The organism is Asanoa sp. WMMD1127 (genome assembly GCF_029626225.1).
Taxonomy (GTDB): Bacteria; Actinomycetota; Actinomycetes; order Mycobacteriales; family Micromonosporaceae; genus Asanoa.
Map to the genome: position 1 here is coordinate 978,824 of NZ_JARUBP010000001.1, position 22,477 is coordinate 1,001,300.

Consider the following 22,477-nt stretch of genomic DNA (forward strand, 5'->3'; position numbering starts at 1 on the left):
CGCGCGCGCATTTACACACCGCGTGCGACGGTGTCGGCCGATAGCCCACGCGGGTTCGCGTGGCACTATCCTTTGCGCGGGCATTGCTAGAGTCTGACACCTTGCGGCGGCCGCCCGTTTCGGTCGCCCCCGATCGGAGAGCGTGGTCCGGAAATGACGGCACCAAACAGGTTCCAGCAGCGGTCTGCCGCGGCGGAGCCAGCTGACGTCACGGCGCCGGAGCGGTTGGACGTGACGGTCGTGCTGCCGTGCTACAACGAGCAGGACCACGTGCTGAAGGAGATCGAGCGCATCTCCGCGGCGATGGACCGCAGCGGCTACAGCTACGAGCTGCTCGCCATCGACGACTGCTCCACCGACAACACCCTGGCCGTCCTGCGCGAGGCGGAGCTGCGGTACCCGAGCCTGCGCGTGATGCCGTTCCACCGCAACGGCGGCTCGGGCACGGCCCGGCGGATCGGCACGCAGCAGGCGCGCGGCGAGATCGTCGTGTGGACCGACGCCGACATGACCTACCCCAACGAGCGCATCCCCGAGCTGGTGCAGCTGTTGGAGAAGGACCAGACCATCGACCAGGTGGTCGGCGCCCGCACCAGCGAGCAGGGCACCCACAAGCTGCTCCGCGTGCCGGCCAAGTGGGTCATCCGCAAGATCGCCGAGCGGCTGACCGGCACGAAGATCCCCGACCTCAACTCGGGCCTGCGGGCGTTCCGCCGCGACGTGTCACTGCCCTACCTGCGCCTGCTGCCCCCCGGCTTCTCCTGCGTGACGACGATCACGATGGCGTTCCTGCACAACCAGCACGACGTGCGTTACGTCTCGATCGACTACGCCAAGCGCGCCGGCTCGTCGAAGTTCCACTTCGTCCGCGACGCCTACCGCTACATCCTCCAGGTCGTCCGCATGGTCATGTACTTCAACCCGCTCAAGGTGCTGATGCCCCCGGCGCTGTGGTTGATCGCCATCGGCCTCGTGAAGATCGTCTACGACGTCATCGCCCACCCGGTGCGGGTCGCCAACAACACGGTGATGCTCCTGATGGCAGGACTGATGATCGCGGCCGTGGCACTGCTGGCCGACCTCATCGTGCGGTCGCGCTCCGAATAGAGGCTGCCCCGCGATGACCGCAACCGACGTTGCCACCCCTGACAAGACCACGGAAGAAGAGCCGCCCCGGCCGACCCGCACCCGGGAAGACCGCTGGGGCTGGCTCGGCGTCGGCGCGATCACGCTGGCCCTCGCGGCGACCTGGATCCCCCGGGTCAACCTGCCCTTCGGCGACAACCACATGGGCCGGATCATCAGCCGGTACGCGCTGCATCTGGCCAACCTGCACGAGAAGGGCATCGTCGGCTCGGACTTCAGCGCCGACTGGGAGCCCTACGCCAACTCGGCGTACGCGCACCACCCGCCGCTGCTCAACATCCTGACCGCGCTGTTCGGCTCGTTCCCCGGCGACCAGCCGATCGAGGTGTGGCTCTCGCCTTACCTGCTGGCCCTGCTGATCGTCCCGGCCGGCGCGCTGCTGCTGCGGGGTCTCGGCCTGCGCTGGTCGGCCACGCTGCTCGCCGTCGGCCTGATGGCGGCGACCACGTTCTTCTGGGTCTACGCCCCGATCATGTTCGACCTCGGCCCGATCCTGCTGATCTCCGCCGTGGTCGTGATCGCCCGCCGCCGCGACTACCAGCCGTCCCGCGGCCTCATCGCCATCGGCGTGGTCGCCGGCCTGCTGTCGACGCTGGTCTCCTGGCCGGGCATCGGCTTCGCCGGCGCGATGGGCCTGTGGCTGCTGATCGGCCGCCGCCGCATCGACCGGGTCGTCCTCTGGATCGGCGGCGCGATGGTCGTCGGCCTGCTGATCAGCCTGACCTTCATCGTCGGCGTCAGCGGCATCGCCGACCTGACCAACCAGGCCGAGTTCCGCACCCAGGGCGGCACGTTCACGGCGCGCGAGTTCGCCAGCCGCCAGGTCCGCTACCTCGACGCCCTGCTCCCGGTCTGGTACCTGGTGCTCCTCGTCATCGGCACCGTCGCCGGCCTGCTCGACAAGCGCACCCGCCTGTTCATGGCCTTCGCGGTCGTGTTCCAGGGCTTCTGGACGATCGTCCTCAACAACGGCGCCTACATCCACGAGTACTGGAACTACCCGGTGCTCATCCTCGGCCTCGTCGGCATGGGCGCGCTGCTGGACCGGCTGATCGGCTGGCTGACCAACCGTGGCCCGGCGCGGGTCGCCCTCGCCGCCAGCGCGGCCGCCGGCCTGGCCCTGGTGGTCGCGCTCGGCGTGATCGTGACGGGCCGCGTCGACCGCAACTACGTGGAGAACCCGACGGACGCCGGCGCGCTCGTCTCGGAGCACGGCCCGGGCCCCGACCAGAAGGTCGCCTGGGTCGCCGGCGGCGGTCTCTCGACCCCCCGCTGGTACGCCTACTACTGGGACCTCGCGCCCAAGGGCGTCACCCCGGAGGTCCTGGACGGCACCGAGGCCAACCCGACCGACCTGGTGCTGATGGACCTCCGCCGCGTCCCGAAGTGGCTGCCCCCCACCATCGGCGACCGCGCGTTCGCCAAGGACGGCACCTACGCCCTGATCCGCATCTCCGACCTCAAGGCCGCGGAGATCACGCCCTAAACGCGAGAAACGACAAAGCCGCCGTCTCCGGGTTCGCCTGGAGACGGCGGCTTCTTCTTGCTCGGGTCCGCGGTGGGCACGACCGTTAGGAAGGGACCCTTCCTATGCGAAACGCGTTAATAAGGGGCCGTTCCTTGCTCTTCGTCAGCGGTTGCGCGTCCACCAGGCCGCGGCCGCGGCGCGAAGGGCGCCGCCGCGCGACGTCTGCGGCGACCGAAGGGCCGCGCCGGGGTCAGGCGGGGCGCTGGGCGACCGCGACCAGGCCGGGGCCCTTACCCGGGCGGAGGCGCTGCAGGCCGATCCAGGGCGCGACCGCGGCCTTGACCAGGGTGCCCGCGGCAGCACCGCTCGGCTGCAGGATGCGGCCCGAGCCCGAGGTGCGCTCCTCGGGCGTCTCGCCCTCGGCGGTCTTCCCACCGGCCAGCCGGTCCCGCACCGAATCGAGCAGATACCCCAACGGCCAGCCGTAGTGGATCATCCGGACGTCGACCGCGCCGGCCTCCGTCAGGCGGGCGGTCAGCGACGCGGCGTCGTAGCGGCGGTAGTGGCCCACCAGCTCGTCCCACGGCCCGAAGCGGTGCGGCTCCGACGGGACCGACAGCACCAGGTGGCCGCCCGGCTTGACCAGGGGCAGCCAGCCGGCCAGCGCGGCCGCGTCGTCGGCGATGTGCTCCAGGACCTCGAAGGCGCAGACGACGTCGTACGTCGTGCCCTCGGGGACCTTGTTGTGGTCGCCGTGGATGACCGTGCCGCCCAGCGGCGTGATGCGGGCGTGCGCGGTCTCGAAGCTCTTGTCGTCGGGCTCGGCGGCCAGATAGGTCCCCATTCGCGCCAGCCGGGTGCCCATCGCGCCCTGGCCGCAGCCCAGCTCCAGGATGGTCGTGGGCGCCAACCCCGACACCACCCGGCGTACGACGTTCCAGCGCAGCGCGGCCCGCGGGGCCAGGGGTGGGGTCTGCGGCGTTGTCATCGGGTCTCCTGCATGGCGGGGGGCGTGGGGGAAGAACTGCCGACCCGGGCCCGGATCGGCTCGACAACGGTGGCGGCGGCGAACTGGTCGGCCGCCCGCGCCGCCGCCGACCGCTGGTACCTGGCCAGCAGCGCCGGGTCGGCAGCCAGCGCCCGCAACGTCTCGGTCAGCGCGACCGCGTCGCCCGGTGGGACGAGCAACGCGTCGTCGCCCAGCGTACGGCGCTGCGGCGCGGTGTCCGAGGTGACGATCGCGCACCCGGCGGCGGCGCCCTGGAACACCTTGGTCGGCACCACGTTCTGGGCCTTGTCGGTCGTGCCGAAGATGCCCAACGAGACGTCGTGTGCGGCGACCAGGCCGGGCAACTCCGCCGCGGTGACCCAGTCGACCCAGGTGACGCGCGGGTTGGCGGCGGCCGCGGCCCGGCAGGCCGCGTAGTCCTGGCCCTTGCCGACCATCGTGACCTGGATGCGCTCGTCGGCCGCCAGCGCGGCCAGCGCCTCACCGAGGTAGGCGGTGCCGTGCAGCGGCGTGAACAGCCCGACGAAGATCACCTTGAGCGGGCCGGCGGGCCGGACGGCGGGTCGGGCGGCCCCGGCCGCGAACCACTGCGCGCCGGCGCCCACCAGCGCGACCACCCCGCGCGGCGCGGCCGAGGCCGGCAGCGCGGCCAGGTGCTCGTCGGTGTCGACGACCACCACGTCGGCCGAGCGCAGCGCGCCCCGGTCGATCCAGCGCATCAGCTTGCTCTTGAGCCCACCGCCGCCGGCGGCGGTCAGGCTGCGGTCGCGGGCCGTGCCGGCCGCCGAGACGAGGTGGTCGAGCACGATCGGCGTGCGGCGGAACAGCCGGCGGGCCAGCCGCACGTCGAAGTGGCCGAGGTAGCCGACCAGCACCGCGTCGGCCGGCGGCGCCTTGCGGGCGCGCAGCGCGAGCAGGGTCCAGCAGCGGCCGAGCAGCCAGGCGAGCTTGGGCAGGCGCCACGGCTGGCGCAGCATGGCCACCCGCCCGGCCGTGTCGAGCTCAAGCGGGACGTTGACCTCGACGACCTCGTCGCCGGCCGCCCGGAGGCCCTCGATCAGGACGCCGACGCGGGGGTGGCGGTGCACGTCGTAGGTACCGAAAGCGAGCCAGCGCACCGCGGTAGCCTAACGGACCCCCGCTCCGCCGAAGGATCCGGGCAACCGGGCGAAATGTCCTATTCGGTAGCGGCCGCGGCCGGCGTCGAGTCCGGCACCGTGTCGATGTCCGGTGTGTTGACCACCGGCCGGCGGCGCTTGCGGTCGGTCAGCAGCGCGATCGCCGGCCAGGCCAGGTCGGCCACCGTCATCAGCAACCGGGAGATCAGCGCGGCGACCAGCGCCACGGGCTCCGTCACCGAACCGGCGAGCAGCACGACCAACGCGGTCTCGCGCGGGCCGAGGCCGGCCGGCGCGATGGCCAGCAGGAAGCCGATCGACCACGCGCCGGCGAACGCGGCCACCGAGCGGATGATCAGGTCGGAGCCACCGGCGCCGAGGTCGAGCAGCAGCGCCCACAGGTGCGCGCCGTAGCAGAGCCAGGTGGCGACCGCCCAGAACACCGCGAGGCCGATCCCCCGCGCCGACAGCGGCTGGGGCATGGGCTCGCGGCGGGCCAGCCGCATCGCCAGCGCCAACAACCGGTTGAGCACCGGCGGGAGCAGCACGACGAACGCGACCGGCACCGTGAACAGCGTCCACCAGTAGTCGTCCCACGCCTGCCCGCCGAGCAGCGGCAGCACCACCGCGGTGAGCAGCAGCCCGGTGCCGAGCGTGATGAACATGGTGATCAGCACGGCGGCGGCCGACGAGCGGCCCGGCACCTGGTAGGCCTTGCCGAGCCGCATCTGGGTCAGCACCGGCCAGACCTTGCCCGGCAGGTATTTGCCGAGCTGGCCGACGAAGAAGATGCGCATCGCGCCGGTCAGCGGCACGTGGCTGCCGAAGTCGGCCAGCAGCACCCGCCACCCGAGGAACGAGCACCAGACGGCGGCCAGCGAGCCGACCAGGGAGAGCGCGATCGCCGTGACCGACAGGTCGCCGATCACGCCCTGCACCTCGGACCAGCGCTTGCTGACCGCGTAGGCGACGTAGGCCAGGAACGCCGCCGTGATGACGATCTCGGCGACCCGGCGCAGCGTCGACTTGCGCTTCTTCACCGGGTTGGCGGCGGCGGTGGCTGACACACGAGCACGATACCCGCGTTCATTCGTCGCCCCAGACCGGCTCCGGCGTCTCGGTCACCTCGCCGTCGCCGGCGAACCGGATGAAGCGGTCGAACGACCGCGTGAACCAGCGGTCGTGGGTGACCGCGATGACCGTGCCGGCGAACGCCCGCAGCCCCTGCTCCAGCGCTTCGGCCGAGGCCAGGTCGAGGTTGTCGGTCGGCTCGTCGAGCAGCAGCAGCGTGCAGCCGGACAGCTCCAGCAACACCACCAGGAACCGGGCCTGCTGGCCGCCCGAGAGCGTGCCGAACCGCTGGTCGCCCTGCCCGGCCAGCTCGTAACGGTTGAGCACCTTCATCGCCTGGTGCCGGTCGAGCCCGTCCCGGTGCTCGTCGCCCCGCCAGAGGATCTCGACCAGCGTGCGGTCCATCAGCTCGGGCCGGTCGTGGGTCTGCGAGAAGTGCCCGGGCCGCACGCGGGCGCCGAGCCGGGCCACGCCGGCGTGCGCGACCGGTGGCAGCTTCTCGCCGCCGTCGACGGGCAGGTTGGCCGGGTCGGGGTCGGTGCCGCCGCGGGCGAGCAGGCGCAGGAAATGCGACTTGCCCGTGCCGTTGGCGCCGAGCACGGCCAGCCGGTCGCCGTACCAGAGCTCGAGATCGAAGGGGTACGTCAGCCCGTCCATCTCCAGCGCGGAGCAGATCACGGCCCGCTTGCCGGTGCGCCCGCCGGTGAGCCGCATCCGGATGTCCTGGTCGCGCGGCGGGGTCGGCGGCGGGCCGGCCTCCTCGAACTTGCGCAGCCGGGTCTGGGCCGCCCGATAACGGGAGGCCATGTCGGAGTTGTAGGCCGCCTTCTGCTTGTACATCAGCATCTGCTCGCGCAGCTTCTGGTGCTCCTCCTCCCAGCGCCGCCCGTCTTCCTCGAGCCTCTCGTGGCGGGCCACCCGGGCCTCGTGCCACGACGCGAAGCCGCCCGGATGCACCCAGGCGCTCCCGCCCTCGACGGCGACCACCCGGTCGGCGGTCTGCGCCAGCAGCTCCCGGTCGTGCGAGACGTAGAGCACCGACTTGGCCGACTCGCGCAGCCGGCCCTCGAGCCAGCGCTTGCCGGGCACGTCGAGGAAGTTGTCGGGCTCGTCGAGCAGCAGCACCTCGTCGGCGCCGCGGAGCAGCAGCTCCAGGGCGACCCGCTTCTGTTGACCGCCGGAGAGCGTACGCACGGGCCGGTGCCGGGTCTCCTCCCACGACTTGCCGAGCACGATCGTCGACACGGTGTCGAAGAGCACCTCCGCGTCATAGCCGCCCGCCTCGCCCCAAGCGGCCAGCGCGTCCGCGTAGGCCACCTGGGCCTTGCCCGCCGCGGTGCTGAACTTGCCGCGGAGCTCGGCCGCGTGCATGGCGGTCTCGGCGCCGGTCAGCCGCTCGCCGGCCGCGCGCAGGGTCGGCGCGGCCAGCGAGAGCACCAGCTGTTGCAGGGTGGTCTCGTCGCCGACCATGCCGATGAACTGGCGCATCACGCCCAGCCCGCCGGAGCGGGCCACCACGCCGGTGCGCACCGGCAGGTCGCCGGCCACCATCCGCAGCAGCGTCGTCTTGCCGGCGCCGTTGGGGCCGACCAGCGCCACCTTGGCGCCCTCGCCGACCCGGAACGACACGTCGGCGAACAGCTCACGCCCGTCGGGCAGCACGTGCCCGACGTTGGCGACGTCGATGTAACCCACGCCGAAATGGTGCCGGACGAGCCCGCCCGGCGTCGCGCTAATTCCGCGCGACCCGGGAGACGCGCAAGACCCGGAAGCCCTTCTGGCTCGCCTGCCGGGCGACCGCCCACCCCTCGTCGACCAGCCACCGGTGCAGCGAGTCGCCACCCAGGTGACGGCCCGCCACCAGCCAGGCCACGCCGTCGGGGGCCAGCCGCGGCAGCCACCGGCCGAGCAGCGCGTGCAGCTCCGTCTTGCCGACCCGGAACGGCGGGTTGGACCAGATCTGCGCGAACCCGACACTCTCGTCGACCTCGTCGGGCGCCGAGACCCGTACGCCCAGCGCCTCGCCGTTGGCCGCCGCCAGCGCCCGGGCCCGCGCGTTGACGTCGACCGCGTAGACGGTTGCCCGGGGCGCCACGGTGGCCAGCACGCAGGCGATCGGCCCGTAGCCGCAGCCGAGATCGAGCAGGTTGCCGGTCGTCGCCGGGTCGGGCAGCGTCGCCTTGCGCAGCAGCACCGCGGTGCCCGGGTCGAGCCGGTCGGCGGAGAAGACGCCGCCCGCCGCGCGCAGCCGGAACTCGTGCCCGCCGGCGGCGAACTCGACGACGCGCTGCGCGCCCGCGCTGGCCGAGGACGGCTCGGCGGTGAAGTAGTGGTCCCCGGTCACGCCCCGCATTGTCGCCCACGACCCGGTCACCCGTACGGGCGCCACCCGTTCGGCGGGCGCCGCGCGGATTCCGTCCGGCGGGCCGCGGCCGATGCCTACCGTGTCGGCGTGCTTCTCGGGCGCATCCTCGAGGCCTGGCGGTCACCGGACTGGCGGCCGGGCCGACGCTGGCGACTGGCCTGCGTGTGCACCGCGCTGGCGGTGCTGGCCGTGTGCGGCTACGGCAGCTGGCTGGTCGCCGCCGACGAGCCACCGGTCACCACCGTCGAGGCCACCGGACAACCGGCGGCCGCCACCGTGCTGCGCGAGCTGGCCTCGCGGGCCGACGACCCGCGCCCGCTGACCACCGCCGAGGTGTTCCCGGGCCAGCTGGTGGTGGCCGGTCCGGAAGCCGCCGGTTACCAGGTGCTGCGGGTGCAGGCGCTGCAGCGCTGTGCGGTGGCGGCGTCGGGCGAGATCGTCGCGCTGCTCGAGACGGCCGGCTGCAGCCAGGTGGTCCGGGCGACGCTGCGCTCCCCCGACGGCCGCTACGTGATCACCGCCGGCCTGCTCAACCTGGCCGATGCGGCCGGCGCGGAGACGGTGCACGGCGGGATCAAGGCGCGGCTCGACGCGGAGACCGGGCGGCTGCGTGGCCTGCCCGCCGGGGCGGGCACGGGCGGGCTCGGCAAGGACACCACCCAGCTCGGCTGGCACGTCCGGGGCCACTTCCTGGCGTACGCGGTGATCGCGCGCAGCGACGGCGGCCGGATCTATGCCGACGATCCGGAGGCCCGGCAGATCCTCTCGGACCTGATCGAGCAGCACCTGCGCACCCGCGTCCTCGACCGCCGCGCCGCGGCGCGGGACTGATCACTCCGCCGGCGTGCGGAGGCGCCGGGTCGCCGCGGCCCGGGCGGCCAGCGCGCCCGCGTCGTCGGGATAGCCCACGGCGACCAGCGTCAGCCCGTGCGGCGGCGCCACGGTCACCGCGCTGCTGCGCTCGCGCCGGGTGAGCTGGCTGGCCGGCCAGTCCGGCGCCCGGCGACCGTCGCCCGCGACCAGCATCGCGCCGACCAGGCTGCGCACCATGGCCTGGCAGAACGCGTCGGCCTGCACGGTCGCCACCAGCACCCCGTCGGGGCCGCGGGCCCAGTCCAGCCGGGTCACCTCGCGCAGCGTTGTGGCGTTCTCCTTGCGCTTGCAGAAGGCCGCGAAGTCGTGCTCGCCGACCAGGCCCGCAGCGGCCGCGTTGAGCCGTTCCACGTCGAGCGGGCGGGGCCAGGCCAGGGTGTCGTGGCGGCGCAGCGGGTCGGCGCCCCAGGGCGCGTCGGTGACCCGGTAGGCGTAGCGGCGAAACGTCGCGGAGAACCGCGCGTCGAACTCGGGCGGCGCCTCGGTCAGCGCCATGACGCGCACGTCGCCGGGCAGCAGGCCGGCCAGCCGGCGCAGCAGGGACGGTCCGGTGCCCGCCCAGACCGCGTCCGGCAGGTCGACGTGCGCGACCTGGCCGGTGGCGTGCACGCCGGCGTCGGTGCGGCCGGCCACGGTCAGGCCGGTGGCCACCCCCGCGCCGAGGATCTGCTCCAGGACGGACAGCAACGAGCCCGCGACGGTACGCCGGCCCGGCTGCACCGCCCAGCCGGAGAAGTCGGTGCCGTCGTAGGCGATGTCCAGTCGCGCGCGCACGCCGTACCCCCAGACGAGACGAAGAAGGCGCCCCGCGAAGGGCGCCTTCTCCGGTGTCGCTGTTACCGCTTACTTGGTGTCGGTGTCGTCGCCCTCGGCCTGCGTGCCGGGGCCCTCGGCGACCTTGTCGCCGGAGGCCGAAACCGGCGCCTCGGCGTCCTGGTCGTCCTGCTCGTCCGCGGAGGAACGAGCCGGCGGCTCCTCCTCGCGGGCGAGCGCCTCGACCTTGTCCCGCTGCGCGGCGGCCTTGCGGGCCGTCTTCTTCGCCGGGGCGGCGGGCGCCTCGACGAGCTCCTCGACGAGCTCGATGATCGCCATCGGCGCGTTGTCGCCCTTGCGGGGAACGGTCTTGACGATCCGCGTGTAACCGCCGCTGCGGTTGGCGTACCGCGGGGCGATCTCGTCGAACAGGTTGAAGACCACGTCCTTATCCCGGACGACGGTCAGCACCCGGCGCCGGGCGTGCAGGTCACCGCGCTTGGCCTTGGTGATCAGCTGCTCGGCGAGCGGACGCAGGCGCTTCGCCTTCGTCTCGGTCGTGGTGATCTTCCCGTGCCGGAACAGCGCCGTGGCCAGGTTGGCCAGCAGCAGCCGCTCGTGCGCCGGGCTACCGCCGAGGCGGGGACCCTTGGTGGGCGTGGGCATCGTTGGTGCTCCTCAGGTGTCGCAGCGGGGTGTCAGAGCTGCTCGGTCTCGCGGTAGTCGTCGGTGTCGTAGTCAACCTCGCCGAAGGAGTCCACGACGTGCGCGGGGTCGAAGTTGGGCGCCGAGTCCTTCAGGCCCAGACCCATGCCGGCGAGCTTCATCTTGACCTCGTCGATCGACTTCTGACCGAAATTCCTTATATCGAGGAGGTCGGCCTCCGTGCGCCCGATGAGCTCACCGACGGTGTTGATGCCCTCGCGCTTGAGGCAGTTGTAGGAGCGGACGGTCAGGTCCAGCTCCTCGATCGGCAGCGCCAGGTCGGCAGCGAGCTGCGCGTCCTGCGGCGACGGGCCGATGTCGATGCCCTCGGCGGTCTCGTCCAGCTCCCGGGCCAGGCCGAACAGCTCGACCAGGGTGGAACCGGCGGAGGCCAGGGCGGTACGCGGGCCGATCGACGGCTTGGTCTCGACGTCGATGATCAGCCGGTCGAAGTCGGTGCGCTGCTCGACACGGGTCGCCTCGACCTTGTAGGTGACCTTGAGGACCGGCGAGTAGATCGAGTCGACCGGGATCCGGCCGATCTCGGCGCCCGCGCTCTTGTTCTGGTTCGCGGTCACGTAGCCACGACCCCGCTCGACGGTCAGCTCCATGTCGAGCCGACCCTTGCTGTTGAGCGTCGCGAGCTTGAGGTCGGGATTGTGCACCGAGACACCGGCCGGGGGCTGGATGTCGCCCGCGGTCACGTCGCCGGGGCCCTGCTTGCGCAGGTACATGCTGACCGGCTCGTCGTGCTCGGAGCTGACGCACAGCTCCTTGACGTTCATGACCAGCTCGACGACGTCTTCCTTGACGCCCGGGATGGTGGTGAACTCGTGCAGCACGCCGTCGACCTTGATGCTGGTGACGGCCGCACCCGGGATGGAGCTGAGCAGGGTGCGCCGCAGCGAGTTGCCGAGCGTGTAGCCGAAGCCGGGCTCGAGCGGCTCGATGGTGAACCGGGAACGGGTCTCGCTGATCGACTCCTCGGAGAGGGTCGGCCGCTGAGTGATGAGCACTTCGTTCTTCCTTCTGTCGGGGACCGCCCACTATTTGACGGTCGCCTGGTGGGTCCCACGCCACCGAAGTGGCGCGGGACCCGCGAGCTCTTACTTGGAGTAGAGCTCGACGATCAGCTGCTCCTGGACCTGGGTGTCGATCACCTGGCGGGCCGGGAGCGTGTGCACCAGCACCTTGTGCTGGCTGGGGATCGCCTCGAGCCACGCGGGGACGGTCTTCGAACCGGCCTCGGCCTGGGCGACGATGAACGGGGTCAGGTCCTGCGACTTCTCCCGCACCTGCACGATGTCGTGCTCCTTGACGCGGTACGAGGGGATGTCGACCTTCTTGCCGTTGACCACGAAGTGGCCGTGCTTGACGAGCTGACGCGCGTGGTCGCGGGACTTGGCCAGGCCGGCCCGGTAGACCACGTTGTCGAGCCGCGACTCGAGGATCTGGAGCAGGACCTCACCGGTCTTGCCCTTCTTCGAGACGGCTTCCTCGTAGTAGCCGCGGAACTGCTTCTCCAGCACGCCGTAGACGCGGCGGGCCTTCTGCTTCTCGCGGAGCTGCAGGAGGTATTCGGTCTCCTTGGTCCGGCCGCGGCCGTGCTGTCCAGGCGGGAAGGGCCGGGACTCGAACGGGCACTTGGGACCGTCGCACTTGCTGCCCTTGAGGAACAGCTTCATCTTCTCCCGCCGGCAACGGCGGCAGTCAGCACCGGTGTAACGAGCCATCTCTCTCTAACCTCTCAGACCCGGCGACGCTTCGGCGGACGGCAACCGTTGTGCGGCTGCGGGGTGACGTCGGCGATCTGGCCGACCTCGAGGCCCACGGCCTGCAGCGAACGGATGGCGGTTTCCCGGCCGGAGCCGGGGCCCTTGACGAACACGTCGACCTTGCGCATGCCGTGCTCCATGGCCCGACGCGCGGCGGCCTCGGCGGCCAGCTGCGCGGCGAACGGAGTCGACTTGCGGGAGCCCTTGAAGCCAACCTGGCCCGCGGAGGCCCAGGAGATGACCGCACCGGTCGGGTCGGTGATCGACACGATGGTGTTGTTGAAGGTGCTCTTGATGTGCGCCTGCCCGTGGGCGACGTTCTTGCGTTCCTTGCGCCGGACCTTCTTGACAGCGGCCCCGGCACGAGCCTTCGGTGGCATAAGTCTTCTGCGCTCCTAGTTACTTTTTGCCGGGCTTCTTCTTGCCGGCGACCGTGCGCTTGGGGCCCTTGCGGGTACGCGCGTTGGTGCGCGTCCGCTGGCCACGCACTGGCAGACCACGGCGGTGGCGGATGCCCTCGTAGCTGCCGATCTCGACCTTGCGTCGGATATCAGCGGCGACCTCGCGGCGCAGGTCACCCTCGACCTTGAAGTTGGCCTCGATGTAGTCGCGGAGCTGGACCAGCTCCTCGTCCGTGAGGTCCTTCGCACGCTTGTCCAGGGAAACGCCGGTCGCGCCGAGGGCTTCCTTGGCGCGGGTCCGACCGACCCCGTAGATGTAGGTGAGCGCGATCTCCATGCGCTTTTCGCGCGGGAGGTCGACGCCGACTAGACGTGCCATGTGCGGGCGTGCTCCTCGTGTGTTCGCGGAGGTCTGTGCCCATCCCGCCCCGCGTGCCCGCGCGGGCCCTGGCCTCCGACCAGGGGTGTGCCACGAGTCGCCTTAGCTCCCGCGGCTGGGACGAGCTTGTTCAGTTTTGGTGCCGCCCGGGACTCAGCCCTGGCGCTGCTTGTGGCGCGGGTCGGTGCAGATCACCATGACCCGGCCGTGCCGGCGGATGACCCGGCACTTGTTGCAGATTCGCTTGACGCTCGGCTTGACCTTCACGGTTTGCCTTTACTTCCCATCAACGCCCGGCGGCGCCGCACTGGCATGCCGGACCGTCGTAACGGACGGGGACTGGAGTCCCGCCGTCAGGTGTCACTTGTAGCGGTAGACGATGCGCCCACGGGTCAGGTCATATGGCGAGAGCTCCACCACGACCCGATCCTCGGGCAGGATGCGGATGTAGTGCTGCCGCATCTTGCCGCTGATGTGAGCCAAAACCTTGTGGCCGTTGGCGAGCTCAACCCTGAACATGGCGTTCGGCAATGGCTCGATGACCCGGCCTTCGATCTCGATGGCCCCGTCTTTTTTCGGCATGTCCTCCGCTGTCCTGACGTCGGTGTTCCGGATCGGTGCACAGAATCTCCCGAGCGAGGGATCACTCAGGCCAGCCGCGGGCCCTGTCGACCGCCGAAGCGCGTGGCGGGCATGACAGAGCGGACGCTGTGCGCCGACAGGTAATACTACGCGGGGGTAAGCATCGACGCCAAACCGGCGTCAGTCCTCGTCGCCCTCGGCGTCTTCCTTGGCCCGTTTGCGCTGCTGCTCGCGGGCCTTCTCGGCCGCCCACTTCTGGGGTTCGCCGCTGGCCAGGCCGCCGATCGTGGAGACCAGCAGGACGGCGCCCCACGGCCCGGCAACCCAGGCGGGCCAGAAATAGAGCCACTCCGCGGTCATCAGGCAGATGACCGCCCAGATCGCCACGACGATCGCGACCGTGGCGAAATAGCCGTCCCAGGTGTGCGCCAGCCAGCGGGCGGTGGCGTTGGGGAACCGGCCGTCCGGCCCGGCCACGAGACCGTCGTTGCCGCTGGGCACCATGAGCTGCGCGCCGGCGGTGGGTGGCACGGTGTCCGGGAGGTCGTCGAGGAGCCCGTCGAGATCGCCGAAGGTCTTGGCCGCGTAGGTCCGCTGCACCCGCTCGTCGTATTCGTGCAGGTCGAGGCGCCCGAGTTCGAGGGCTGTCCGCAGCTGCTCGGCCACGTGCTGCCGTTCCGCGTCACCCGCCCGCATCTGGCGCCGGTCCATAGTTCGAGGATGCCATCAGCGGGCCGCTAACGTGCGGGCACATGAATGTCTCCGCGAATTACGAAACAGACCAGAACCTCCGGACCCGGCAGGGCATCTGGGCGTACGGTGCCGGCGCCCCACTGGTTGATCGGGTGTTGGATCTGGCCGCGGTGGCGGAGACGGCGACCACGGTCGACGTGGGCTGCGGAAACGGCGGTTATCTGGCGCGCCTCCGGCAGCGCGGGCACCGCGGGTCGCTGCTCGGCGTCGACCTGTCGCCCGGGATGGCGGCCAAGGCCGGGGCGGCGTCCGGCGCGACCACCGCGGTCGCGGACGTTCAGTTCCTTCCCCTGCGCACCGGCGTCGCCGACCTCACGCTCGCGCCGCACATGCTCTACCACGTCCCTGACATCCCCCTGGCCATCGCCGAGATCCGGCGCATCACCGCCCCCAGCGGCCGCGCGGTGATCGTCACCAACACCCCCCGGCATGCGTACGAGGTGCACGCGATGTTCGCCGGGGTCACGGCCGATCTTCTGGGTCGCGCGGCCACCATCGCCTGGGACGGCCCGCGGTTCCGCAGCGACCAGGCCGAGGAGCTGCTGCCCGCCGCGTTCGACGTGGTCGAGCGACACGACCTCGGCCGGGTGTCCGCGGTGCCGGCGGCGGCCGCGGTCAGCGGCTATGTGGGCAGCCTGCCGCCCGACGCGTTGGGTGTGCCGGCGGACCGGCGGGCCGAGGTGCTGGCCGAGCTGGAGCGGCGGGTGGCCGCGCACATCGCGGCCCACGGCAGCTTCGAGGTGACCAGCGGAGCGGTCGCTTTCGTCTGCCGGTGAGGTCAGGACGGCTGCGGCGCCGTGGCGCGGGCGGTGAGGAGCTCACCGAGCCGCTCGCGGCCGCCGTCGGCCGCGGTCAGCACCCAGACGCCGTCGTCAAGCAGCGCGATCGAGTGCTCGACGTGGGCGGCCACCGAGTGGTCGCGGGTGATCACGGTCCAGCCGTCGTCGAGCTCCACCGAGCGCGGCGAGCCCATCGTGATCATCGGTTCGATGGCGAGGCAGAGGCCCGGGCGTAGTGCGATGCCGCGGCCCGGCCGGCCGTGGTTGAGCACGTGCGGGTCCTGGTGCATCTCGGTGCCGATGCCGTGCCCGCCGTAGCCGTCGACGATCCCGTAGCGGCCGCCCGCCTTGACCGCCGTCTCCACGGCGTGGCTGATGTCGGTCAGCCGGCCCCGGCCCGAGCGGACCCCGCGGGCGGCGGCGGCGATGCCCGCCCACATCGAGTCCTCGGCGACCGCGGCCATCTTCAGCAGGGCCGGGTCGACGTCGCCGACGGGCACGGTGATCGCCGAGTCGCCGTGCCAACCGTCGAGGATGGCACCGCAGTCCAGCGAGATCAGGTCGCCGTTCTTGAGGACCTGCTGGGGCGAGGGGATGGCGTGCACGATCTGCTCGTTGACCGACGAGCAGATCGAGCCGGGGAAGCCGTGGTAGCCCTTGAAGGAGGGGATGCCGCCGGCGTCGCGGATGACGCCCTCGGCGATCGCGTCGAGGTCGGCGGTGGTCACACCGGGCGCGACGGCGGCGCGCATGGCGGCCAGGGCGTTGGCCACGACCAGACCCGCGCGGCGCATCAGGTCGATCTGCTCAGGAGTCTTCAGCTGAATGTTCAGCTGGTGTCGGCGCATCAATCGAGACTACCTAAGGGTTCGAGGTCCTCAGCCGTCGTGACGCTGCCGCGTCACGACGCCTTCCGGTCAGCCGCCGTAGGACCGAAGTGCGTCGATCGCCCGGACCGTGACGTCTTCGACCGGCCCGGTGGCGTCGATGCCGACCAGCTTGCCCTGCGCGCCGTAGTAGTCGACCAGCGGCGCCGTCTTCTCGGCGTATTCGACGAGCCGCTTTGCGATCGTCTCGGCCTTGTCGTCGTCGCGCTGGAACAGCTCCGAGCCGCAGCGGTCGCAGATGCCCTCGCGGGACGGCGCGTCGAACTCGACGTGCCAGATCTTGCCGCAGCCGCGGCAGGTGCGCCGGCCGGACAGCCGCCGGATCACCTCGTCGTCGTCGACCACGAGCTCCATCACGAGGTCGAGCGCCGTGCCCAGGTCGGCCAGCAGCTTGTCGAGCGCGGCCGCCTGGGGCGTCGTGCGAGGGAAGCCGTCGAGCAGGAAGCCCTCGCCGGCGTCGGGCTCCGCGAGCCGCTCCCGCACCATGTTGATGGTCACCTCGTCGGGGACCAGCTTGCCGGCGTCCATGTAGCGCTTGGCTTCGACGCCCAGCGGGGTGCCCTGGGAGACGTTGGCGCGGAAGATGTCCCCGGTCGAGATCTTGGGCACGGCGAGGTGCGCGGCGATGAACTCGGCCTGCGTCCCCTTTCCCGCGCCCGGAGGACCTACGAGAACAATTCGCACTAGCGGAGGAACCCTTCGTAGTTCCGCTGCATGAGCTGGCTCTCGATCTGCTTCACCGTCTCGAGGCCGACACCGACCATGATCAGCACGGCCGTGCCGCCGAACGGGAAGTTCAGGTACTGCTGGCGGTCGAGCCAGATGAAGAAGAAGCTCGGCAGGATCGAGATGACACCCAGGTAGATCGCGCCGGGAAGGGTGATCCGGCTCAGGATGTAGTCCAGGTATTCAGCGGTCGGCTTGCCAGGCCGGATGCCGGGCACGAATCCACCGTACTTCTTCATGTTGTCGGCAACCTCGGTCGGGTTGAACGTGATCGACACGTAGAAGTAGGTGAAGAAGATGATCAGCAGGAAGTAGAGCGTGATGTAGATGTAGCTGGTCGGGTCGACCAGGTTGTTCTGGATCCACGACTGCCAGTCGTTGAGGTTGTTGCGGTCGTAGAACTGCAGCAGCAGCGCGGGCAGGTAGAGCAGCGACGACCCGAAGATGACGGGGATGACGCCGGCCTGGTTGACCTTCAGCGGTATGTAGGTCGAGGTGCCGCCGTACATCCGTCGACCGATCATGCGCTTCGCGTATTGCACCGGGATGCGGCGCTGGGCCTGCTCGATGAAGACCACGAAGAAGATGATCAGCAGGACGAGCGCGATCACCAGGAAGAACTTCCACCAGCCCTGGCTGATCTTGATCTGCCAGCCTTCGCTGGGGAGGCGGGCCACGATCGAGGTGAAGATCAGGACCGACATGCCGTTGCCGACGCCGCGGTCGGTGATCAGCTCGCCCAGCCACATGACGACGCCGGTGCCGGCGGTCATGGTGATCACGAGCGCGACCAGGGTGACCCAGGTCGGCAGGCCGGTGCCGTCCGGCACGATCGGGAACTGGTCGCACATGTTGTTGAACAGCTGGCCCGACCGGGCCAGGGCGACGAACGCCGACGCCTGCAGGACACCGAGGCCCAGGGTCAGGTAGCGGGTGTACTGCGTGATCTTGGCTTGGCCGGCCTGACCCTCCTTGCGAAGCTGCTCGAGTCGCGGGATCACGACCGTCAGCAGCTGCAGGATGATCGACGCTGTGATGTAGGGCATGATGCCCAGCGCGAAGACCGACAGCGACAGCAGTGCGCCACCGGAGAACAGGTTCAGCAGGTTGAAGACGCCACCCGCGTTGTTCGTCGCCATGAGATCCATGCACTTCTGCACGTTTCCGTAGGAAACGCCCGGGCTGGGCAGCGTGGCGCCCAGCCGGTAGACCGCGATGATGCCGAGTGTGAACAACAGTTTCTTACGCAGGTCAGGCGTGCGGAACGCACTGAGAAATGCGGAGAGCAACGTCTTCCTCCTGCGCGAACGGACCGCCGGGGTCGTGGCGGCCGGGGTGGCTGTCGGTAGTGGCCCGACACCCTTTCGGGAACGGACTCTAACTTATCTGGCTCTGCTCGCGACCGGCTGGCCGCACCCATCCATCGGGAACGATATCTGTCCGGATCGCTCCGGATCAACGCCGGAGGGGCGCGGCTCCCAACGGTCCCTGACCATTGGAGCCGCGCCCCTGCCCGCGCTACAGCTCGGTGGTGGCGCCGCCCGCGGCGGCGATCTTCTCCTTCGCCGACGCGCTGAACGCGTGGGCGGAAACACGGAGTGATACGCCACCCAGGTCGCCGCTGCCGAGCACCTTGACCGGCTGGCCCTTGCGCGCGGCGCCCGCGTCGACGAGCTCGGCCGGGCCGATCTCGCCGCCGTTCGGGAACAGCTGGGCCAGCTTGTCCAGGTTGACGACCTGGAAGACGACCTTGTTCTGGTTGCGGAAGCCCTTCATCTTCGGCAGCCGCATGTGGATGGGCATCTGCCCACCCTCGAACGACGCCGGGACGTTCTTGCGGGCCTTGGAGCCCTTGGTGCCGCGACCAGCGGTCTTGCCCTTGGAGCCCTCACCGCGACCCACGCGGGTCTTCTCGGTCTTGGCGCCGGGGGCCGGACGCAGGTGGTGAACCTTGATGGTCATTACTCGACCTCCTCGACCTTCACGAGGTGGTTGACGGTGAAGATCATGCCGCGAATCTCGGGCCGATCCTCCTTGACCACCACGTCGTTGATCCGCTTCAGGCCGAGCGACCGCAGCGACTCGCGCTGGTTGTGCTTCGACCCGATCTCGGACCGGACCTGGGTGACCTTGAGACGAGCCATCACGCAGTCACCCCAGCCCGGCTGGCCAGCATCGCGGCCGGCGCGACGTCTTCGACCGGGAGGCCACGACGGGTCGCGACCGCCTCGGGCGACTCGAGCGCCTTCAGGGCCGCCACGGTCGCGTGCACGATGTTGATCGGGTTCGACGAGCCGAGGCTCTTGGAGAGCACGTCGTGGATGCCCGCGCACTCCAGCACGGCGCGGACCGGCCCACCGGCGATGACGCCCGTACCGGCCGAGGCCGGCTTGAGCAGCACCACGCCCGCGGCGTCCTCGCCCTGCACCGGGTGCGGGATCGACTGGGCGATCCGCGGCACCTTGAAGAAGTGCTTCTTGGCCTCCTCGACACCCTTGGCGATCGCCGCGGGCACCTCCTTGGCCTTGCCGTACCCGACGCCGACCGTGCCGTCGCCGTCGCCGACGATCACGAGGGCGGTGAAGCTGAAGCGCCGACCACCCTTGACGACCTTGGCAACACGGTTGATCGCGACGACCCGCTCGAGGTGCGGGGTCTTCTCGACGGGCGCGTTTCCGCGGCCGCCCTCACGGCGGTTGTCGCGGCGACCACCCTCGTTGCCACCGGACCCGCCGCCACGGCGCTGTTGACCTGGCATCAGCAGCCTTCCTTTCTCAGATGTGACGGGGTCAGAACTCGAGCCCGGCTTCGCGCGCGGCGTCGGCCAGCGCGGCGATGCGACCCGCGTACTTGCTGCCACCGCGGTCGAAGACGACCTTCGACACACCGGCGGCCTTGGCCCGCTCGGCGAGGAGCGCGCCGACCTTGCCGGCCAGGGCGCTCTTGTCGCCGTCGGTGCCCCGGATCGAGGCGTCCAGGGTCGACGCCGACGCCAGGGTGTGGCCCTTGGCGTCGTCGACGATCTGCGCGGTGATGTTCCGCAGCGAGCGGGTGACGACCAGGCGCGGACGCTCGGCCGAACCCACCAGGTGCTTGCGGACCCGGAAGTGCCGACGCGCCCGGCCCACGGCCCGCTTCGCGGCGACGCCGCGACGGCGCTTGAGTAGCGTGGCGGTCACTTCTTACCTGCCTTTCCGGCCTTGCGGCGGATGACCTCGCCCTGGTACTTGACGCCCTTGCCCTTGTAGGGCTCCGGCGGGCGGATCTTCCGGATGTTGGCGGCCACTTCACCGACCTGCTGCTTGTCGATGCCGGCGATGTGGAACAGCGTGGGCCGCTCCACGGTGAAGGTGATGCCCTCCGGCGCCGGGACGAGAACCGGGTGCGAGAACCCGAGCGCGAACTCGAGGTCCTTGCCCTTGGCCGTGACCCGGTAACCGGTGCCCGCGATCTCCAGGGTCTTGCGGTAACCGTCGGTCACCCCGACCACCATGTTCGCGACCAGCGTACGGGAGAGACCGTGCAGCTCCTTGGCCTTGCGCTCGTCGTTCGGGCGCTTGACCACGAGCTCGTTCTCGGCGCGCTCGATGGTGATCGGCTCGGCCAGCGTGTGGCTGAGCTCACCCTTCGGGCCCTTCACCTTGACGGTCTGGCCGTTGATGGTGATGTCGACGCCGGACGGAACCGGGATCGACTTGCGTCCAATTCGCGACATTTCAGTTCTCCCCGGTTACCAGACGAAGGCGAGGACTTCCCCGCCAACGCTCCGCTTGCGGGCCTGCCGGTCGGTCAGCAGTCCCTGGGACGTCGAAATGATCGCCACGCCCAGACCGCCGAGCACCCGCGGGAGCCCGTCCGACTTGGCGTAGACCCGCAGACCGGGCTTGGACACGCGCTTGATCCCGGCCAGGCTCCGCTCGCGGTTCTGGCCGTACTTCAGCTCGACAATCAGACGCTTGCCGACGACACCCTCGGTGGGATCCTCGACCGACCAGGTGGCGATGTAGCCCTCGCTCTTGAGGACCTCGGCGATGTTCGCCTTGATCTTCGAGTAGGGCATCGTCACCCGGTCGTGGTACGCCTGGTTGGCGTTGCGCAGACGGGTCAGCATGTCTGCGATCGGGTCGGTCATCGTCATGAGTTCTCGTCAACCTTTCTCGCCGTGGTTCCCCGCCAAGGGCCTGCGGCGAAGCGGCATTTCGGGTGGTGAGTTACCACGAGGCCTTCGACACACCGGGCAGCTCACCGCGGTGAGCCATCTCCCGGATGCAGACGCGGCAGAGGCCGAACTTGCGGTAGACCGCCTTGGGACGCCCGCAGCGCTGGCAACGGGTGTACGCGCGGACCGCGAACTTCGGCTTCGCGGCGGCCTTGAGGATCAGCGCCTTCTTAGCCATGTGTCAGTTCTCCTTGAACGGGAAGCCCAGGAGCTTCAGCAGCGCCCGGCCCTCGTCGTCGGTCTTCGCGGTCGTGACCACCGTGATGTCCATGCCCCGCACGCGGTCGATCCGGTCCTGGTCGATCTCGTGGAACACCGACTGCTCGGTCAGCCCGAACGTGTAGTTGCCGTTGCCGTCGAGCTTGCGGGCGTCGAGGCCACGGAAGTCGCGGATACGCGGGAGGGCGATCGACAGCAGCCGGTCGAGGAACTCCCACATCCGGTCGCCGCGCAGCGTCACCTTCGCGCCGATCGGCATGCCCTCCCGCAGCTTGAACTGCGCGATGGACTTGGTCGCCCGGCGGACCTGCGGCTTCTGGCCGGTGATGGTGGCCAGGTCGCGGACCGCGCCGTCGATCAGCTTCGCGTCCCGGGCCGCCTCGCCGACGCCCATGTTGACGACGATCTTGACCAGGCCCGGGGTCTGCATCGGGTTGGCGTACTCGAACTGCTCGCGCAGCTGCCGCACGACCTCTTCGCGGTAGCGCTGCTTGAGACGCGGCAGCGTCTTCTCAGCTGTCGTGGTCATCAGAGTTCCTTACCGGTCGTCCGTGCGATGCGCACCTTGACGCCGTTCTCGTCGATGCGGTAGCCGACGCGGGTCGGCTTGCCGTCGGAGTCCAGCACCATGACGTTCGAGACGTCGATGGGGGCCTCCTGCGTGACGATGCCGCCGGTCTTCGCTCCGCGCTGCGTCGTCTGGATGCGCTGGTGCTTCTTCACCCGGTTGACGCCCTCGACAATGACCTTGTCCTGGCGCGGCATGGCCTGGATGACCTTGCCCTTGGCGCCCTTGTCCTTGCCGGCGATGACGACGACCGTGTCGCCCTTCTTCACCTTCATGGTCAGAGCACCTCCGGTGCCAACGAAATGATCTTCATGAAACGCTTGTCCCGGAGCTCCCGGCCGACCGGGCCGAAGATACGGGTGCCGCGCGGGTCACCGCCATCCTTGATGATCACGGCGGCGTTCTCGTCGAAGCGGATGTACGAGCCGTCGGGGCGCCGCTTCTCCTTCGCGGTGCGAACGACGACCGCCTTGACGACGTCGCCCTTCTTCACACCGGCGCCGGGGATGGCGTCCTTGACGGTGGCGACGATGACGTCACCGATGCCCGCGTAGCGCCGACCCGAGCCGCCGAGCACCCGGATGCACAGGATCTCCCGCGCACCCGTGTTGTCGGCGACACGCAGTCGCGACTCCTGCTGAATCACGTCTATCTCCTCTGTCTGCCAGTCCTCCGGAGAAC

31 protein-coding genes are annotated in these 22,477 nt (G+C 70.3%); 4 read left to right on the forward strand and 27 right to left on the reverse strand.

All coding sequences use genetic code 11. The features are described from left to right. Window positions 1–153: 153 nt before the first annotated feature. Both O7635_RS04785 and O7635_RS04790 read left to right on the forward strand, forming a co-directional pair. Window positions 154–1,107: a glycosyltransferase family 2 protein gene (locus O7635_RS04785; protein ID WP_278079198.1), complete on the forward strand. Its 954-nt coding sequence runs from the start codon at window positions 154–156 to the stop codon at window positions 1,105–1,107. Between the two features lie 13 nt (window positions 1,108–1,120). Beyond that, window positions 1,121–2,632, forward strand: coding sequence for a hypothetical protein (locus tag O7635_RS04790; protein ID WP_278079199.1), 1,512 nt, complete (start codon window positions 1,121–1,123; stop codon window positions 2,630–2,632). Between the two features lie 232 nt (window positions 2,633–2,864). On the opposite strand, the gene O7635_RS04795 is transcribed toward O7635_RS04790, so the two are convergent. Genes O7635_RS04795 through O7635_RS04815 form a run of 5 tightly spaced genes read right to left on the reverse strand, consistent with a single transcriptional unit; the run spans window position 2,865 to window position 8,156 of the window. Next, window positions 2,865–3,602: a methyltransferase domain-containing protein gene (locus O7635_RS04795; RefSeq protein WP_278079200.1), complete on the reverse strand. Its 738-nt coding sequence runs from the start codon at window positions 3,600–3,602 to the stop codon at window positions 2,865–2,867. Next, window positions 3,599–4,741 carry a glycosyltransferase gene (locus O7635_RS04800; protein ID WP_278079201.1) on the reverse strand — a complete coding sequence of 381 codons (1,143 nt, stop codon included), beginning with the start codon at window positions 4,739–4,741 and terminating at the stop codon, window positions 3,599–3,601. The genes O7635_RS04795 and O7635_RS04800 overlap by 4 nt, the downstream gene beginning before the upstream one ends. A 59-nt stretch (window positions 4,742–4,800) precedes the next feature. After that, window positions 4,801–5,808 (reverse strand): lysylphosphatidylglycerol synthase transmembrane domain-containing protein, encoded by a 1,008-nt coding sequence (locus tag O7635_RS04805; RefSeq protein ID WP_278079202.1) that lies wholly within the window; start codon window positions 5,806–5,808, stop codon window positions 4,801–4,803. Between the two features lie 19 nt (window positions 5,809–5,827). After that, complete coding sequence (locus O7635_RS04810) at window positions 5,828–7,507, reverse strand: ATP-binding cassette domain-containing protein (protein WP_278079203.1); 1,680 nt, start codon at window positions 7,505–7,507, stop codon at window positions 5,828–5,830. 37 nt (window positions 7,508–7,544) lie between these two features. After that, on the reverse strand, window positions 7,545–8,156 hold the full coding sequence (locus O7635_RS04815) for a methyltransferase (protein ID WP_278079204.1): 612 nt from the start codon (window positions 8,154–8,156) through the stop codon (window positions 7,545–7,547). A 108-nt stretch (window positions 8,157–8,264) separates the two neighbouring features. Between O7635_RS04815 and O7635_RS04820 the strand changes: the two genes are divergently transcribed. Further along, a complete protein-coding gene (locus O7635_RS04820) occupies window positions 8,265–9,008 on the forward strand; it encodes a hypothetical protein (RefSeq protein WP_278079205.1) in 744 nt (247 codons plus the stop codon). Here the strand turns inward: O7635_RS04820 and truA are convergent, their stop codons facing one another. The 9 genes from truA to O7635_RS04865 all read right to left on the reverse strand — a co-directional run bounded on the left by truA (window position 9,009) and on the right by O7635_RS04865 (window position 14,356). Continuing rightward, the gene (gene truA, locus O7635_RS04825) at window positions 9,009–9,824 is read right to left on the reverse strand and encodes a tRNA pseudouridine(38-40) synthase TruA (protein ID WP_278079206.1); all 816 of its coding nucleotides are present in this window, start codon (window positions 9,822–9,824) and stop codon (window positions 9,009–9,011) included. It abuts the gene before it with no gap. Window positions 9,825–9,893: 69 nt separating this feature from the next. Further along, on the reverse strand, window positions 9,894–10,469 hold the full coding sequence (rplQ, locus tag O7635_RS04830; RefSeq protein ID WP_278079207.1) for a 50S ribosomal protein L17: 576 nt from the start codon (window positions 10,467–10,469) through the stop codon (window positions 9,894–9,896). Window positions 10,470–10,501: 32 nt separating this feature from the next. Then, window positions 10,502–11,524, reverse strand: a complete 1,023-nt coding sequence (locus O7635_RS04835) for a DNA-directed RNA polymerase subunit alpha (protein ID WP_278079208.1) — start codon at window positions 11,522–11,524, stop codon at window positions 10,502–10,504. A 90-nt stretch (window positions 11,525–11,614) separates the two neighbouring features. Continuing rightward, entirely contained in the window at window positions 11,615–12,241 is a 627-nt protein-coding gene (gene rpsD / locus O7635_RS04840) for a 30S ribosomal protein S4 (protein ID WP_278079209.1), read from the reverse strand. Window positions 12,242–12,255: 14 nt separating this feature from the next. After that, window positions 12,256–12,663 carry a 30S ribosomal protein S11 gene (gene rpsK, locus O7635_RS04845; protein WP_030329919.1) on the reverse strand — a complete coding sequence of 136 codons (408 nt, stop codon included), beginning with the start codon at window positions 12,661–12,663 and terminating at the stop codon, window positions 12,256–12,258. A gap of 19 nt (window positions 12,664–12,682) precedes the next feature. Beyond that, window positions 12,683–13,063 carry a 30S ribosomal protein S13 gene (gene rpsM / locus O7635_RS04850; protein WP_278079210.1) on the reverse strand — a complete coding sequence of 127 codons (381 nt, stop codon included), beginning with the start codon at window positions 13,061–13,063 and terminating at the stop codon, window positions 12,683–12,685. Between the two features lie 153 nt (window positions 13,064–13,216). Beyond that, window positions 13,217–13,330, reverse strand: coding sequence for a 50S ribosomal protein L36 (rpmJ, locus tag O7635_RS04855; RefSeq protein ID WP_012184307.1), 114 nt, complete (start codon window positions 13,328–13,330; stop codon window positions 13,217–13,219). A gap of 93 nt (window positions 13,331–13,423) precedes the next feature. Continuing rightward, entirely contained in the window at window positions 13,424–13,645 is a 222-nt protein-coding gene (gene infA, locus O7635_RS04860; RefSeq protein ID WP_007073013.1) for a translation initiation factor IF-1, read from the reverse strand. Window positions 13,646–13,825: 180 nt separating this feature from the next. Continuing rightward, on the reverse strand, window positions 13,826–14,356 hold the full coding sequence (locus O7635_RS04865; protein WP_278079211.1) for a DUF1707 domain-containing protein: 531 nt from the start codon (window positions 14,354–14,356) through the stop codon (window positions 13,826–13,828). A 41-nt stretch (window positions 14,357–14,397) separates the two neighbouring features. Between O7635_RS04865 and O7635_RS04870 the strand changes: the two genes are divergently transcribed. Further along, the gene (locus O7635_RS04870; protein ID WP_278079212.1) at window positions 14,398–15,174 is read left to right on the forward strand and encodes a class I SAM-dependent methyltransferase; all 777 of its coding nucleotides are present in this window, start codon (window positions 14,398–14,400) and stop codon (window positions 15,172–15,174) included. Between the two features lie 2 nt (window positions 15,175–15,176). Here the strand turns inward: O7635_RS04870 and map are convergent, their stop codons facing one another. From map to rplN, 13 genes are all read right to left on the reverse strand, one after another. After that, window positions 15,177–16,025 carry a type I methionyl aminopeptidase gene (gene map / locus O7635_RS04875; protein ID WP_278079213.1) on the reverse strand — a complete coding sequence of 283 codons (849 nt, stop codon included), beginning with the start codon at window positions 16,023–16,025 and terminating at the stop codon, window positions 15,177–15,179. A gap of 69 nt (window positions 16,026–16,094) precedes the next feature. After that, window positions 16,095–16,748: an adenylate kinase gene (locus O7635_RS04880; RefSeq protein WP_089244899.1), complete on the reverse strand. Its 654-nt coding sequence runs from the start codon at window positions 16,746–16,748 to the stop codon at window positions 16,095–16,097. Beyond that, window positions 16,748–18,079: a preprotein translocase subunit SecY gene (gene secY / locus O7635_RS04885; protein ID WP_278079214.1), complete on the reverse strand. Its 1,332-nt coding sequence runs from the start codon at window positions 18,077–18,079 to the stop codon at window positions 16,748–16,750. The genes O7635_RS04880 and secY overlap by 1 nt, the downstream gene beginning before the upstream one ends. Before the next feature lie 229 nt (window positions 18,080–18,308). Then, entirely contained in the window at window positions 18,309–18,752 is a 444-nt protein-coding gene (gene rplO, locus O7635_RS04890; RefSeq protein ID WP_278079215.1) for a 50S ribosomal protein L15, read from the reverse strand. Then, the gene (gene rpmD, locus O7635_RS04895; protein ID WP_203700040.1) at window positions 18,752–18,934 is read right to left on the reverse strand and encodes a 50S ribosomal protein L30; all 183 of its coding nucleotides are present in this window, start codon (window positions 18,932–18,934) and stop codon (window positions 18,752–18,754) included. The genes rplO and rpmD overlap by 1 nt, the downstream gene beginning before the upstream one ends. Continuing rightward, window positions 18,934–19,548, reverse strand: a complete 615-nt coding sequence (gene rpsE, locus O7635_RS04900) for a 30S ribosomal protein S5 (protein ID WP_278079216.1) — start codon at window positions 19,546–19,548, stop codon at window positions 18,934–18,936. Before rpsE ends, rpmD begins: the two co-directional genes overlap by 1 nt. A 31-nt stretch (window positions 19,549–19,579) precedes the next feature. Then, a complete protein-coding gene (gene rplR, locus O7635_RS04905) occupies window positions 19,580–19,969 on the reverse strand; it encodes a 50S ribosomal protein L18 (protein ID WP_278079217.1) in 390 nt (129 codons plus the stop codon). Then, the gene (rplF, locus tag O7635_RS04910) at window positions 19,966–20,505 is read right to left on the reverse strand and encodes a 50S ribosomal protein L6 (protein ID WP_278079218.1); all 540 of its coding nucleotides are present in this window, start codon (window positions 20,503–20,505) and stop codon (window positions 19,966–19,968) included. Before rplF ends, rplR begins: the two co-directional genes overlap by 4 nt. Window positions 20,506–20,520: 15 nt before the next feature. After that, the gene (rpsH, locus tag O7635_RS04915) at window positions 20,521–20,928 is read right to left on the reverse strand and encodes a 30S ribosomal protein S8 (RefSeq protein WP_278079219.1); all 408 of its coding nucleotides are present in this window, start codon (window positions 20,926–20,928) and stop codon (window positions 20,521–20,523) included. A 73-nt stretch (window positions 20,929–21,001) separates the two neighbouring features. Then, window positions 21,002–21,187: a type Z 30S ribosomal protein S14 gene (locus tag O7635_RS04920; RefSeq protein ID WP_033342853.1), complete on the reverse strand. Its 186-nt coding sequence runs from the start codon at window positions 21,185–21,187 to the stop codon at window positions 21,002–21,004. Between the two features lie 3 nt (window positions 21,188–21,190). Next, window positions 21,191–21,757, reverse strand: a complete 567-nt coding sequence (rplE, locus tag O7635_RS04925; protein ID WP_278079220.1) for a 50S ribosomal protein L5 — start codon at window positions 21,755–21,757, stop codon at window positions 21,191–21,193. Beyond that, complete coding sequence (gene rplX / locus O7635_RS04930) at window positions 21,757–22,077, reverse strand: 50S ribosomal protein L24 (protein WP_278085370.1); 321 nt, start codon at window positions 22,075–22,077, stop codon at window positions 21,757–21,759. The genes rplE and rplX overlap by 1 nt, the downstream gene beginning before the upstream one ends. After that, window positions 22,074–22,442, reverse strand: coding sequence for a 50S ribosomal protein L14 (rplN, locus tag O7635_RS04935; protein ID WP_089244879.1), 369 nt, complete (start codon window positions 22,440–22,442; stop codon window positions 22,074–22,076). The genes rplX and rplN overlap by 4 nt, the downstream gene beginning before the upstream one ends. Window positions 22,443–22,477: the final 35 nt, after the last annotated feature.